This is a genomic window from Pseudomonas sp. SWRI22 (genome assembly GCF_014268395.2).
Lineage (GTDB): Bacteria > Pseudomonadota > Gammaproteobacteria > Pseudomonadales > Pseudomonadaceae > Aquipseudomonas > Aquipseudomonas paracarnis.
The window spans coordinates 1,145,865-1,158,604 of record NZ_JABWQK020000001.1 but is presented as its reverse complement, the minus strand read 5'-3'; the positions used below and the strand labels follow the sequence as shown (position 1 = coordinate 1,158,604).

General features: G+C 55.0%; 14 protein-coding genes and 1 pseudogene. 7 read left to right on the top strand and 8 right to left on the bottom strand.

The annotated features are described in order from the left end of the window. Nucleotides 1–18 precede the first annotated feature (18 nt). Nucleotides 19–849, top strand: a complete 831-nt coding sequence (gene queF, locus HU730_RS04925) for an NADPH-dependent 7-cyano-7-deazaguanine reductase QueF (RefSeq protein WP_073523316.1) — start codon at nucleotides 19–21, stop codon at nucleotides 847–849. A gap of 135 nt (nucleotides 850–984) precedes the next feature. Here queF and HU730_RS04920 read toward each other — a convergent pair whose 3' ends face one another. Then, nucleotides 985–1,251 (bottom strand): DUF4404 family protein, encoded by a 267-nt coding sequence (locus HU730_RS04920; protein ID WP_014717525.1) that lies wholly within the window; start codon nucleotides 1,249–1,251, stop codon nucleotides 985–987. Nucleotides 1,252–1,362: 111 nt separating this feature from the next. Continuing rightward, entirely contained in the window at nucleotides 1,363–1,971 is a 609-nt protein-coding gene (locus HU730_RS04915) for a phosphatase (protein ID WP_096143674.1), read from the bottom strand. Between the two features lie 195 nt (nucleotides 1,972–2,166). Between HU730_RS04915 and HU730_RS04910 the strand changes: the two genes are divergently transcribed. Next, entirely contained in the window at nucleotides 2,167–2,856 is a 690-nt protein-coding gene (locus HU730_RS04910) for a VacJ family lipoprotein (protein ID WP_003189688.1), read from the top strand. A 137-nt stretch (nucleotides 2,857–2,993) separates the two neighbouring features. Here HU730_RS04910 and HU730_RS04905 read toward each other — a convergent pair whose 3' ends face one another. Then, a complete protein-coding gene (locus HU730_RS04905) occupies nucleotides 2,994–3,290 on the bottom strand; it encodes a PilZ domain-containing protein (protein WP_060764547.1) in 297 nt (98 codons plus the stop codon). 276 nt (nucleotides 3,291–3,566) lie between these two features. Here HU730_RS04905 and rssB point away from each other — a divergent pair, with 276 nt between their 5' ends. Continuing rightward, entirely contained in the window at nucleotides 3,567–4,748 is a 1,182-nt protein-coding gene (gene rssB, locus HU730_RS04900; RefSeq protein ID WP_057975702.1) for a two-component system response regulator RssB, read from the top strand. Next, on the top strand, nucleotides 4,748–5,230 hold the full coding sequence (gene rssC, locus HU730_RS04895) for an anti-sigma factor antagonist RssC (protein WP_003172602.1): 483 nt from the start codon (nucleotides 4,748–4,750) through the stop codon (nucleotides 5,228–5,230). The genes rssB and rssC overlap by 1 nt, the downstream gene beginning before the upstream one ends. A gap of 196 nt (nucleotides 5,231–5,426) precedes the next feature. Here rssC and tal read toward each other — a convergent pair whose 3' ends face one another. Next, a complete protein-coding gene (tal, locus tag HU730_RS04890) occupies nucleotides 5,427–6,353 on the bottom strand; it encodes a transaldolase (protein ID WP_003189693.1) in 927 nt (308 codons plus the stop codon). Nucleotides 6,354–6,765: 412 nt separating this feature from the next. On the opposite strand from tal, the gene HU730_RS04885 reads away from it, so the two are divergent. Continuing rightward, nucleotides 6,766–7,512, top strand: coding sequence for a hypothetical protein (locus HU730_RS04885; protein ID WP_060764552.1), 747 nt, complete (start codon nucleotides 6,766–6,768; stop codon nucleotides 7,510–7,512). 194 nt (nucleotides 7,513–7,706) lie between these two features. Here HU730_RS04885 and dusA read toward each other — a convergent pair whose 3' ends face one another. The 4 genes and pseudogenes from dusA to HU730_RS04865 form a co-directional block, all read right to left on the bottom strand. After that, nucleotides 7,707–8,693 (bottom strand): tRNA dihydrouridine(20/20a) synthase DusA, encoded by a 987-nt coding sequence (dusA, locus tag HU730_RS04880; RefSeq protein ID WP_186526620.1) that lies wholly within the window; start codon nucleotides 8,691–8,693, stop codon nucleotides 7,707–7,709. Between the two features lie 88 nt (nucleotides 8,694–8,781). Next, nucleotides 8,782–9,048 (bottom strand): annotated as a pseudogene (locus HU730_RS04875) (type II toxin-antitoxin system RelE/ParE family toxin); the annotation flags it as partial. Further along, complete coding sequence (locus HU730_RS04870; protein WP_186526621.1) at nucleotides 9,038–9,280, bottom strand: CopG family transcriptional regulator; 243 nt, start codon at nucleotides 9,278–9,280, stop codon at nucleotides 9,038–9,040. The pseudogene HU730_RS04875 and the gene HU730_RS04870, both read right to left, overlap by 11 nt. Before the next feature lie 180 nt (nucleotides 9,281–9,460). After that, nucleotides 9,461–11,302 (bottom strand): hypothetical protein, encoded by a 1,842-nt coding sequence (locus HU730_RS04865; protein WP_186526622.1) that lies wholly within the window; start codon nucleotides 11,300–11,302, stop codon nucleotides 9,461–9,463. Between the two features lie 192 nt (nucleotides 11,303–11,494). Between HU730_RS04865 and HU730_RS04860 the strand changes: the two genes are divergently transcribed. Both HU730_RS04860 and HU730_RS04855 read left to right on the top strand, forming a co-directional pair. Beyond that, entirely contained in the window at nucleotides 11,495–11,860 is a 366-nt protein-coding gene (locus HU730_RS04860; RefSeq protein WP_186526623.1) for a DUF6124 family protein, read from the top strand. 146 nt (nucleotides 11,861–12,006) lie between these two features. Continuing rightward, the gene (locus tag HU730_RS04855; protein WP_186526624.1) at nucleotides 12,007–12,228 is read left to right on the top strand and encodes a hypothetical protein; all 222 of its coding nucleotides are present in this window, start codon (nucleotides 12,007–12,009) and stop codon (nucleotides 12,226–12,228) included. Nucleotides 12,229–12,740 lie beyond the last annotated feature (512 nt).

Below are 12,740 nucleotides of genomic sequence, written 5' to 3'. Positions count from 1 at the left end.
TTTAGCCAGGTTTCCGCCATGCATCCCGCAGCCGAACATTCGCCGCTGGGCAAGTCCAGTGAATACATCAGCACTTACACGCCTTCGTTGTTGTTTCCGATTCCACGCGCCGCCAAGTGGGCCGAGCTGGGCCTGAGCGCCGAGACCCTGCCTTACAAGGGCGTGGACTTCTGGAACTGCTTCGAACTGTCCTGGTTGTTGCCCTCGGGCAAGCCGGTGGTGGCCATCGGTGAGTTCAGCATTCCGGCCGACTCGCCGAACATCATCGAGTCCAAGTCGTTCAAGCTGTACCTCAACTCGCTGAACCAGACCGCGTTTGCCGATACGCAAAGCCTTGAAGCCACCTTGCGCACCGACCTCAGCTTTGCGGCCGGCAAGCCAGTGAGCGTGCGCATTCGCAGCCTGGCCGACATCGAGGCAGAAGGCGTGATGGCGTTGCCGGGCGTGTGCATTGACGGCCTGGATATCAACGTCAGCAGCTACGAACACCCGCGCCCGGAACTGCTGCGTTGCGATGATTCGCGCGTGGTGGAGGAGAGCGTGCACAGCCACCTGCTCAAATCCAATTGCCCGGTGACCAGCCAGCCTGACTGGGGCAGCGTGGTGGTGGAATACCGCGGTGCGGCGCTGGATCACGCCAGCCTGCTGGAATATATCGTCAGCTTTCGCCAGCACTCGGACTTTCATGAGCAGTGCGTGGAGCGGATCTTCCTGGACTTGCAGCGCTTGCTCAAGCCAGAGAAGTTGACCGTGTATGCACGGTATGTGCGTCGGGGTGGGTTGGATATCAATCCGTATCGCAGCACTGAGAACACCCAGTTCCTGAACGTGCGGCTGGCGCGTCAGTAAGCCTTCATACAAAAAACTGTGGGAGCTGGCTTGCCTGCGATTGCGATTTTTCAGTCCTTCATCAAGTGACTGATACACCGCTATCGCCGGCAAGCCAGCTCCCACATTTGGTTTTGTGTTTGGCTTGGGCTCGGGTTAGATGCCGATATTGCCAAGGGTCAGCACGATATTGCGCAACGTCCCGGCAATGCCTGGATGGTCCAGTTCAAAACCTTCCACTGCCCGGTTCACATCGTCAGCGATGCTGGGCGTCTGGGTGGCCGGTTCCATTTCCAATTGGACTTCGAACTTGGCGATCAACTCTTCCAATGCTTGACGTTTCTCGGCGGGCAACTCGGGATGGTTCTCCAGTTGCTCACGCACAATATCGGCCTGCTGTTGTAACTTCTCGCGATCAGGCATGACGTTCTTTCCTTTTATCGATAGGCACTGGCATAGACCGCGGCGCACGGCGAAAGGTCTACGGGCTGACCTGTAGATTAATCCACTGGGGCCAACTGTGCATGATCTCGATCAGGGCTTCTCGCCCTTGAGCTGGCGCAGGCGGATGTCGGCCAGGCAGGTGCCGAGTTCGCCGAGATGGTCGATCACCGAGTGCACGCCCAGGCCATAGAGCGCCACCGTGGCCTTGCCGCGCTTGTGTTCGCGTTGCTGCTCGGTCAGTGCCTGCCATTGCCGGGGCGACAGGCCGCAGAGCGAACCGCAGGAGGCCAGGCCGATGGTCCACAAACCGGCATTCAGGCCCGATTGCAGCAGACGCGGCTCGCCGCTGACCAGTACGCAGCCTTCCAGACGTTCGATGTTCAACTCCATCAGCGCTTGCCAGCAGGCGTGGGGCGCGGGCCAGCGAATGGAGGAGGGCGAGGCGGCCTTGAGCCAGCCAGGCAGGCCGGCGCAGAGTGGCGCGGTCACGGCGGGAGGCAGTTCGTCCAGCCAGGCGCAGGGCACGCCTTGTTCTTTGAGACTGCGCAGGATTTTCAATGCGCCTGGCGTGGACTCGGCGTCGGCGCAAGGTGAGTCGCTGCGCGCCAGGGAACCAAAATCCACCAGGCAGCCACTCAGGCCAAATAACACGGCGGTCAATGAGGGCGCGGCGGCGACGGCAATCTCGGCGTGTGGCATCTGAACGTCCCTGAAATAGCTGCCACGCTATCGGGGCGGCATGACAAGGGGATGACACTGTCGGTATTTGTAGGAATTTTGTGCATTTTCCCTAAGACGATTCTAGGTAGCTGCCTAAATCGACACTTCCGTCATATACTGACAGCCTTATTCAGGGCATAGCGCCCATGACAGACCATTCAAGGAGCAAAAGCTATGCGCTGGAGCCAGTACTTCGCTCAGCTATCGGTGTGTGCCACCATCCTGTTGGCGCCTTTCGCAGCCCAAGCGGCCTCGGAAGATGACCCATGGGAAAGCGTCAACCGCCCCATCTTCACCTTCAACGACACCGTTGACACCTATGCCCTCAAGCCAATCGCCCAGGGCTATCAGTTCGTCACCCCACAATTTGTGCAGGACGGCGTTCACAACTTCTTCCGCAACATCGGTGATGTCGGCAACCTGGCCAACAACGTGCTGCAACTCAAGCCGCACAATGCAGGCGTCGACACCGCCCGCCTGTTGGTCAACACCACATTTGGCGTACTGGGCTTTATTGACGTCGGCACCAAAATGGGGCTGCAGCGCAGCGACGAAGACTTCGGCCAGACCCTCGGCTACTGGGGCGTGGGCAGTGGCCCGTACGTGATGATCCCGTTGCTGGGCCCAAGCACCTTGCGTGATGCGCCGTCCAAATACGTCGACAGCTACACCCAACCGTACCGCTACATGAACGATATCGGCTGGCGTAACAGCACCTTCGGCCTCAACGTCGTTGACGTGCGCGCCAGCCTGCTCGACAGCGAGAAGCTGATCAGCGGCGACAAGTACACCTTCATTCGTAACGCTTACCTGCAGAACCGCGAGTTCAAGGTCAAGGACGGCAAGGTCGTTGACGACTTTTAAGCTGTGACGTTTTGAAATGAAAAAGGCGACCTTTGTAAGGTCGCCTTTTTTGTGCGCGCTGATCGTTCCCCACGCTCCGCGTGGGAATGCATCCCGTGACGCTCCGCGTCACCTTTGCGCAGGGGCTGGATGTTGCGTTAGCGCATTTTCAGAATCTTGAGGCCCAGATGCTGGTCATCGCCTACCGCCTTGGCCCACACCACCTCGGTATCCGCCTCAAGACCCCTGAGCGCGGCGTGCTCTGAATCAATGCGCACGGTCAGCAGGTCGCCCACAGTGAACTGGCGAGGTGCCTGCACCTGCATGCCGGAACTGGAGAGGTCCACGCAGGTGCCGGCAATCTCCTGCCCGGCATGGATCAAAGACACATCGGCATCTATTCGCATGCGGATGAAATCGCGTTTTTCGGCGTAGTCGCGCTCGTGTTCGCTCACAGCATCCATCCTTACTTTGCGTTGTGGTTGTGAGGGTTCTTATAACTCCGGGTGATTTGCGGTGTAAAGACGCCCGGCGACCATCGGCATGAGCTTGAAACCCCTCACGGATGGGAGTACCGTCTGCGCCTTAGAAGGGCACCTCTGCTTTACCGTTGTGCATGGGCCAAATCCCATTGCTTTGTAGGACAGAGAGGCTAGAAAGCGAATCCAGTACGTGAGCCCGGCCATTGCCGAGCCGCCTACGCCAACCTAATTCTGGCGCCGTTTGCCCACATGCAAAAAACCAGTGCCACGCTGCTGATTATCGATGACGACGAAGTAGTGCGCGCGAGCCTCGCGGCCTACTTGGAAGACAGTGGCTTCAGCGTCCTGCAGGCCAGTAATGGCCAACAGGGTCTCCAGGTATTCGAGCGCGACAAGCCCGACCTTGTGATCTGCGACCTGCGCATGCCCCAGATGGGCGGCCTGGAGCTGATTCGCCAGGTGACCGACCTTGCCCCGCAAACGCCGGTGATTGTCGTGTCCGGTGCCGGTGTCATGAACGATGCCGTTGAAGCCTTGCGCCTGGGCGCCGCCGATTACCTGATCAAGCCCCTGGAAGACCTGGCCGTGCTGGAGCACTCGGTGCGCCGCGCTCTGGACCGTGCACGCCTGCTCGTGGAAAACCAGCGCTACCGCGAAAAGCTCGAGACCGCCAACCGCGAGCTCGAAGCCAGCTTGAACCTGCTGCAGGAAGACCAGAACGCCGGGCGCCAGGTGCAGATGAACATGCTGCCGGTGAGCCCCTGGACGATTGACGAGTTCAAGTTTGCCCACCAGATCATCCCGTCGTTGTACCTGTCGGGTGATTTTGTCGACTATTTCCGTGTCGATGAGCGCCGTGTGGCGTTCTACCTGGCCGACGTTTCCGGCCACGGCGCGTCTTCCGCGTTTGTTACCGTGTTGTTGAAGTTCATGACCACACGGCTGTTGTTCGAGTCCAAGCGCAACGGCACCTTGCCGGAGTTCACCCCCTCCGAGGTGCTGGGCCACATCAACCGGGGCCTGATCAGCTGCAAGCTGGGCAAGCACGTGACGATGGTCGGCGGCGTGATCGACGAAGAAACCGGTCTTTTGACCTACAGCATTGGCGGTCACCTGCCGATGCCTGTTTTGTACACTCCTGACAGTGTGCGCTACCTGGAAGGGCGTGGCCTGCCCGTAGGCTTGTTTAACGAAGCCACCTACGAAGACCACATCCTGGAACTGCCGCCGACCTTCAGCCTGACGCTGATGTCTGACGGTATTCTGGACCTTCTTCCAGAGCCTACACTCAAAGAGAAAGAAGCCGCCTTGCCCCAAAAGGTCAAGTCGGCGGGCGGCAGCCTGGATGGCCTGCGGCAGGTTTTTGGATTGGCCACGCTAGGGGAGATGCCGGATGATATCGCCCTATTGGTGTTGAGCAGGAATCTTTGATGAGTACCGGAAGAATCCAATTCGCCGAGCAAGACGGGACCTTCGTCCTGAAGTTTGTCGGTGAAGTGCGCCTGACCTTGTGTTCGGCCCTGGATGCGACGATCGAGCGGATCTTCACTGCGCTGAACTTCTCGGCGATCGTGATCGACCTGACCGAAACGCGCAGTATCGATAGCACCACCCTGGGCCTGTTGGCCAAATTGTCCATTCTGTCTCGGCAGAAGGTCGGCCTATTGCCGACCGTGGTCACCACCCACGAAGACATCACCCGTCTGTTGCAATCCATGGGCTTTGACCAGGTGTTCAACATCGTTGACCGCCCCATCCCGTGCCCTGAGTGCCTGACCGACCTGCCGTCCCAGGACCAGTCCGAGGAAGTGGTGCGGGTCAAGGTGCTGGAAGCGCACAAAATCCTGATGGGCTTGAATGAGTCCAACCGCGAAGCCTTCCACGACCTCGTCAACGCCCTCGAGCGGCACTGACGGCCTCCCTGCCCAAACACACACAGTCCAATGTGGGAGCTGGCTTGCCTGCGATTACGCAGTGTCAGTCGATGACGTGTTGGCTGGCCCACCGCTATCGCAGGCAAGCCAGCTCCCACATCGGACGGCGGTGACACCGACGCACAAAAAAGGGCGACACCCTCACAGGTGCCGCCCTTTTTGCTGCTATCTGCTTTTACAGCTTGGCCGACAACAACGCCTCCAGTTTCTCCTGGTCCCGAGCAAACTGACGAATCCCCTCCGCCAGCTTCTCAGTCGCCATCGCGTCCTCGTTGGACTCCCAACGGAACTGCGCTTCAGTCATATGCACACGGGCCTCACCGGCATGGCCTGGCGCCAATTTGCGCTCCAGCTTGCCTTCATCGGCTGCCAGCTTCTCCAACAGGTCCGGGCTGATGGTCAGGCGATCACAACCGGCCAGTTCCTCGATCTGGCTGAGGTTACGGAAGCTCGCACCCATCACTACTGTTTTGTAGCCGTTAGCCTTGTAGTAGTTATAGATGCGCGTCACCGACTGCACGCCCGGGTCATCGGAACCGGTGTAGTCGTTGCCGTTGGCCTTCTTGTACCAGTCGTAGATACGGCCCACGAACGGCGAAATCAAAAACACACCCGCTTCCGCACAGGCAACGGCCTGGGCGAAGGAGAACAGCAGCGTCAGGTTGGTCTGGATGCCTTCTTTTTCCAGCTTCTCGGCTGCGCGGATGCCTTCCCAGGTGGAGGCGATCTTGATCAGCACGCGGTCGCGGCTGACGCCGGCTTTGTCGTACAGGTCGATCAGACGGTGCGCACGCTTGAGAATAGCGGCCTCGTCGAACGACAGGCGCGCATCCACCTCAGTGGAAATACGGCCCGGCACGACTTTGAGAATTTCTTGACCCACCGCCACCGCAAAGCGGTCACTGGCCAGGCCCACATCGCCGTTGCAGTCCTGCACGCACTCATCCAGCAGCTTGGCATAGCCAGGAATCGACGCAGCCTTGAGCAGCAGGGAAGGGTTGGTGGTCGCGTCTTGCGGCTTGAGCTTGGCGAGGGTGGAGAAATCGCCGGTATCGGCTACGACGGTGGTGAATTGCTTGAGTTGTTCCAGCTTGGAAGTCATGGGCGTGCTCTGTCCTGTGGGTCTAGTGACATTACCCGAGCGCTGGCAGGCGCTCAAGGGCGCAAATGCGTTAGGTCGTTTGCGAGGGCAATAACCTGGAAACGGCCGTTTGAATCACCGGCCGTAGTGCTCAATTGGAGGGCAAAATCGCAGCTAGGTTCAACTGGATTCCACCCGTCCTGCGCCACTGGTTTCAAGCCAGTTGATAGAGGCAATATCAATGTTTTGAAGTTGTGAAAAGTTTATTTTCCAGCTCTTTAGTTGTTGCTGTTTTTACTTGTGCTATACCTGACTGGCAAGCGCTAACTTGGGCCGATAAAAACTCTGATGACATAACTGTCCGCGGCGAAGTGTGTGCGTCTGTGCATTAAAATCTGCTGGTTCGTTAGTTTGAAAGCAAAGGAGAGATGTAATGAAACGGAATATATCAACACTATTCGCCGCCCTGGGTTTTATTTGTTCAACAACGGTATTTGCCGATGTGACGGTACAGCAGGCCCTCAGCGCCGGTTGTTACGATACCCAGGAAATGCGTGGCATCATTGACACTGCCAAGGCAGGTAAACCCATGGGGAGCCGCACCCTGGAAAAGGAAAACGAACTGACCTCATCCTACGGCGGCAAGATCACCGATACCAGAGTGACTGCGCCTGCCACCTGGGTGTACCGCGCGTATGAGAGCGCGGACACCAACAATTGGCACGTCCAGAAACTCAAGGCCGGGGTGATCTACTCCAAAGCGCAGAACGACCTGGACAAATACCTCAGGGACGGTGGTACACCCGAAAAATACTGGGCCATCGATGGGCCTGACCTACACGCGCTGGGTTTTATCGGTGCCACCTACACGACAATGCGACTGCTCGCCTTACAGTCCAGCGACACCCCGAAAAGTCAGTTCGTGAGTTTTGCACTGGACTACGCCACCACCGGAACCTTTGGAGACGCCGTGTATGCACTGCAAGTAAACCCGAACTCACCCATTCTGGGGTTGGTTAACTGCAAAACGCCAGGCGGTGAAGTTCAATTTCAAATACTCGGCGGCACCACATTCAACACGCTTTACCGAAAAGTCAGGACCGATAAAGTTTGGAAAAGGTATAACCGAGACACCGACCAATGGGTAACGGTGCCCAAAGGAACAGTGCCGGAAAACTAAGCAACAGTGCAGCAAGGGCCGGCAGCACCTGCCGCGCTCTTGCAATCACCGCTAAATATGTGGGAGCTGGCCTGCGATAGCGCCGGTACACCCAGTGAGCACTTACCTGACACTCACCAGGCAAAAATGTGGGAGCTGGCTTGCCTGCGATAACGTCGGTACGCCCAATGAGCATCTACCTGACACTCGACCAATCACCGCCCCTCCAACAACGTCCCCGCCTGATCCAGCAACGCCAACGGATCCGCCGCCTTATGAATATCCACCGACAACAACTGCCTGAACTTGCGCGCCCCTGGAAACCCCGTGCCCAACCCCAACACATGCCGAGTAATGTGATGCATCGTCCCACCACTGGCCAAATGCTCAGCAATATAAGGCCGCAACTGCGCCAACGCCTCCGCCCGGCTAATCACCGGCGCCTCACTGCCAAACAACCGCTGGTCCACCTCCGCCAACAGATACGGATTGTGATAAGCCTCCCGCCCCAGCATCACCCCATCAAACGTCTGCAAATGCTCCTGGCACTGCTCCAGCGTCTTGATCCCACCATTGAGATTAATCTCCAACTCCGGAAAATCCCGCTTCAACTGCGCCGCCACGTCATAACGCAACGGCGGAATGTCCCGGTTCTCCTTGGGCGACAACCCCTCCAGAATCGCAATCCGCGCATGCACGGTAAAACTGGTGCAACCGGCGTTCTTCACCGTCCCGACGAAGTCACACAACTCGGCATAACTGTCCCGACCATTGATGCCGATACGGTGCTTCACCGTCACCGGAATCGACACCGCATCGCGCATGGCCTTCACACAGTCCGCCACAAGGGCAGGGTGCGCCATCAGGATCGCGCCGATCATATTGTTCTGCACCCGGTCGCTGGGGCAGCCGACGTTCAGGTTCACTTCGTCGTAACCCGCGGCCTCGGCCATACGGGCGCAGGCGGCCAGATCGGCCGGGACACTGCCGCCCAACTGGAGCGCCAGCGGGTGCTCGGCTTCGTTGTGGCGCAGGAAGCGGTCGTGATCGCCATGGAGGATAGCGCCGGTGGTGACCATCTCGGTGTAGAGCAGGGCGTGTTTGGAGAGCAGGCGCAGGAAGTACCGGCAGTGGCGGTCAGTCCAGTCCATCATGGGGGCGACGGAGAAGCGGCGGGAGAGTGGGGCGGTTTGTAGGGACATGGGGGATCTGAGTCAGCGAGGCGAATGGGGCGCAGTTTATCAGGAACGGCTCTTGGGTGCCGGAGAGGCAAGTTTTGCGCGCATTACCACGTTGCCGCGTGTGGAATACGCCAAGGATCTGCAGTCGATCACCCCGCACTCTATACGGGATCAGATAGGACCAGTTGGGAACTGCCCATTCGCGGGTATGTTTCACCCGACCTTCTCGCCCCATGGAAGGAAACTGAGCCAGCCTGTCGACACTGGAGAAAATGGCATCCGAGAAGTCGTCGGCGGCTTTTGGATTTTCGAGAGCGATATAGTTCGCTTCGTCTTCCAGATTTTTGAGTTTTTTTGCAAGCCACTCAACCCGCATTCCTGCTCCAGCGCCTAGCGCGCATGGCCGCCACTTGGTCATCATTGGCGAATTTGCCTTCGTCGGCGTCTTTTACCGCCAGCTTGATCTGAGCGGTCAGCGTTTTTTCGTGCTCGATGTAGTCTCGAAGAACATCCATTGCCAGGTAGCTCGCTATCTGGCCGTTGGTTTTGGCCAGGTTGGCGAGAGAGTTGGAGAGGTCTTCCGGCAGGTTTAGGGATATCCCTGTCATGGCGGCCTCGATGGTGGACGGTTGTGGGGCATCTTACACCGTGGAGCGTCGGGTTGAAGCAGCGGGCCGTCGCGAGGTGTGTCTGGCAGCGAGTCGTTTGCTTTTCCTTTGCCAACTCAAAACCTTATATCGTGGCGAATAAATAAATCTGCCCCTTTTGTGTTCATCCCGCCTGCGTGGCTATTGGCTCCTCCGTAATTTTGCGACTCTATTGACTTTTGATAGGATGGAGATATTTTTTTTGGATGGGCTATTTTTTAAAGTTTTTGAGCTTATTTGTTCAATGACTTTTTCTATGGCAGGTATTTTTTTTAGTATTTCGTCTTTTGCTAGGCCTCCTAGTTTTAAAATTGTTGATAGAAATGGTATTGCACAACCTGCGGTGTCAATGCCTAAGTCTAAGGCATGTTTTATCTTGTTTTTTCTTGAGAAAAAAGCTTCCAATTCTGAGTTGTATTGATTGATTCTGAGTGCTCTATTTTCAGTGTTTAGGTGCGCTAGCTCTGAAAATAGAGAGTTCATCCCTTTTCGAATTCCAGCGTGGGATATTTCTTTTTCGTACTCTTCGATAGAGATGTAGTCGTTAGTTTGGAATATTGATATTAAATCGAGTGTTGGGTTTCCTTGGGACTTGAGTATTGTAATATCATTAAAGTCTTTCAAAGTTTCGTAAGTGCTATTCTTGTATAGGTTTAGCGTGTTTCCCATAAGAAGGGAATAAGGGTGGTCTGTGTAGCTGTTGTCTTCGAGGTAAAAGGGGAAGTAGGTGGCATCAAGCGCATGTGCTACATGAATTTTGTCACTGTGCACAAGGAATTCAAACTCTAATTTCTCCTTCAAACTACTAGGGAGTTGATGAGTTATGGTTTTGTTTACGCCATATCGTGCTATGCCCATTGGGCCTGCTTCATTTAACTCTGAAAAGCTAGCTCGTAAAGCATATTTGGGCCAAAGTAAATAGTCAGCAATTAGTTTTGGATTTTGCCCTGTCGCTGTGGAAAGCTCTGTTATGAGAGGGTGTAAATCACCTAGGGCGGGGTCGCTTAATATGTACGAGTTGTTGATGGAGACAATATCAATCGCACATAAAGCAGCTAATGCCCGTCTACTTATAACGGCATTCCGCTTTTCCTGATAGGCTTCGTTTAAAAAGCCGTAGTCCAGTCGATGTTCAGGTTGGATGTTTAGGATTTTTATTCTGTCTTGAGAGACTAAAAATAAAATTTCATTTTTTGTGATTTTTTGATCTCTTAAAAACGCACTCATATTTTCTTTTAATGGAAGTACGCAGTACACAATGTCATAGAGTAATATTAAGCTTCTCAGGTTGCAGTTTTTGAAAAGTGTATAGTTCACTAGGCATGAGGTTTTTTTGCTGTCAGTGAAATATAAGTCATCTTTTGTGAAGGAGCCGCTGTAGATGTTTTCAATGTTTTCAAACCACAGTTTTTCATCCCTTTCCAGAAATTCGCAGTTTATTCCCGCAGCTGCCGATGAGGGGCCGATAATGAAAACCTCGTCTGCATAACCCCGCTTTGATTCATTGGTTCCACCAGTTTTTATTTCATACTGCATTACGGTTTTTAAAAGATTAAGTTTGTTTTTGAATTGTGTTATCTGTTCTTCTTGTGGGTTGCCCATTAATGTGATTGTTATTTTGTTTTTAGGGAAGTCTGTCTCGAAGGAACTGATTTTTAGTTTTGGGAATGTGCATAGGAGATGGTTATGGAATTGATCTGTTGTGAACGGTAATCCTTCAAAATTTGACGGGATTGTTTTGTCATCAATCGGGGCGAGCTTTTTTTCAAAGTATTCTGGAGTTTCCCAAATTAGTTTTACTGGGGTGGTGATAAAACGAATCTTGTTCTCGAAATTTTCCTCAATTTCTTCTTTGTTTTCAATGTGTTGATGGATTTCTATTAGGAAGCTATTTGTTTTTATCTTGTATATGGAAGTTGTGAGCGTGGGGTGCATTGTTCTTAGGTTGAGATCTATTCTTCTGCACCATCCTTCATAGTCCATATGCATATTTTCCTTTAATTGACATCATTGAGATGAAAGCAAGCTTCTCTGAATAGTCCTACATGCTATCGGCATTGCGTTGCTTCATCCACCCCGCTAATCTCCTCAAGTCGCTGCTAACCCAGCGGCCGGAGGTGGAAGTCCGTATTGCTAAGGCGTTTTTAACTCCCGAAAATCTTTTGAGCTTCGCCCATGCACAACAACACGCGCAGTTCTTCACTTGATCAAAGCGTGTCGCCCGTCGACCCCAAGCTTCAAGCCGCAGCCCTGCGCGCAATCAATCATCACTTGCCCCCATCCGACGACGCTGCGCCCGTTGAACGCCCAAGCAACAACCTATTCCTCGTAAACCCGACCATCGACCCCGAAACCCTCCTGGCCAATGCCGCCGAAAACCTCGCATCCGCCAACGAAATGGCCGCCACTTTGGCGTTCGACCTCGACGATTCCCAGCGCGCCATCGCCCTAGGCATTCAGCAGTTAATCGAGTTGAGCTCGCTGCTCGTTGGCCGAGCCCAGGAGCAAGTTGCGCCTGTGACCGCCTCGGTCAAAGCCTGACAACTAACCCTGCCGCCTTACCCAAGGCGGCAACCTGAACTCATGCTGTCCCACAGCAAAGTTTCATAATTCCCTGCACCGTTGAGGTCTACGATCCCCTACTGAGAGAGGACCCCAGCGCCTCCAGCCCATAGGGAGCTGAAACCATGATCTCGAACCTCGTCAAAGTTGTGATGATCACCGGCACGTTGATGTTGAGTGCTTGTTCATCTTCATCGAGCGTGACCAACAGCGACCCGTGCTTTTCAGGCGGTTGCCAGGCATTTGGCGACCATAGTCCCAACAAAGCCGCGAAGATGAATTTCGGTGGCAGTGGGCTGGGGAGTAGTTATGGGGAGTATGGTTCGGGGTTGTTGCATGATGATTGATGGGATGGTGGGGCGAGAGTGTTTTGCTTGCTTTGCCGCTTTGCAAAGTGAGCAGCCGTTGGGGTGGAACGCTAAGTAGCCGTTGCCTGAATACGGATAGGTGTGCGGTCTGATCCTGCATCCTCGTCGACTGTAAGGCCGCCTTCGCGAGCAAGCCCGCTCCCACAGTTGGAGCGTGGGGAGTCAGGTAGATAAGCGCCGGCTGGCAGGTCGTCGCGGGAGCAAGCTCCCTCGCCACAGGTGCAGCGTCGTGCCGAAGATGTGTAGATATTGATGCTGCAATGTCGGTGGATCAGTTAACTCATCTGTCACTGATACACCGCTATCGCAGGCAAGCCAGCTCCCACATTGGCCATGTATCGCTCGCAGAATCAGCGCCCGGCTCGGATCCCTGTGGGAGAGGGCTTGCTCGCGATGGCGATGGGTCAGTTAATTCATCTGTCACTGATACATCGCTATCGCAGGCAAGCCAGCTCCCACAGTGGCCATGTAGCGCCCACAAAATCAGCGCC

Excerpts from the sequence above, each read along its gene's own strand:
- HU730_RS04910 (WP_003189688.1), top strand. The coding sequence starts at position 2,167 with ATGCGCTGGAGCCAGTACTTCGCTCAGCTATCGGTGTGTGCCACCATC.
- HU730_RS04860 (WP_186526623.1), top strand. The coding sequence starts at position 11,495 with ATGCACAACAACACGCGCAGTTCTTCACTTGATCAAAGCGTGTCGCCC.
- rssC (WP_003172602.1), top strand. The coding sequence starts at position 4,748 with ATGAGTACCGGAAGAATCCAATTCGCCGAGCAAGACGGGACCTTCGTC.
- HU730_RS04870 (WP_186526621.1), bottom strand. The coding sequence starts at position 9,280 with ATGACAGGGATATCCCTAAACCTGCCGGAAGACCTCTCCAACTCTCTC.
- tal (WP_003189693.1), bottom strand. The coding sequence starts at position 6,353 with ATGACTTCCAAGCTGGAACAACTCAAGCAATTCACCACCGTCGTAGCC.
- HU730_RS04855 (WP_186526624.1), top strand. The coding sequence starts at position 12,007 with ATGATCTCGAACCTCGTCAAAGTTGTGATGATCACCGGCACGTTGATG.
- queF (WP_073523316.1), top strand. The coding sequence starts at position 19 with ATGCATCCCGCAGCCGAACATTCGCCGCTGGGCAAGTCCAGTGAATAC.
- HU730_RS04885 (WP_060764552.1), top strand. The coding sequence starts at position 6,766 with ATGAAACGGAATATATCAACACTATTCGCCGCCCTGGGTTTTATTTGT.
- dusA (WP_186526620.1), bottom strand. The coding sequence starts at position 8,693 with ATGTCCCTACAAACCGCCCCACTCTCCCGCCGCTTCTCCGTCGCCCCC.
- rssB (WP_057975702.1), top strand. The coding sequence starts at position 3,567 with ATGCAAAAAACCAGTGCCACGCTGCTGATTATCGATGACGACGAAGTA.
- HU730_RS04915 (WP_096143674.1), bottom strand. The coding sequence starts at position 1,971 with ATGCCACACGCCGAGATTGCCGTCGCCGCCGCGCCCTCATTGACCGCC.
- HU730_RS04865 (WP_186526622.1), bottom strand. The coding sequence starts at position 11,302 with ATGGACTATGAAGGATGGTGCAGAAGAATAGATCTCAACCTAAGAACA.
- HU730_RS04920 (WP_014717525.1), bottom strand. The coding sequence starts at position 1,251 with ATGCCTGATCGCGAGAAGTTACAACAGCAGGCCGATATTGTGCGTGAG.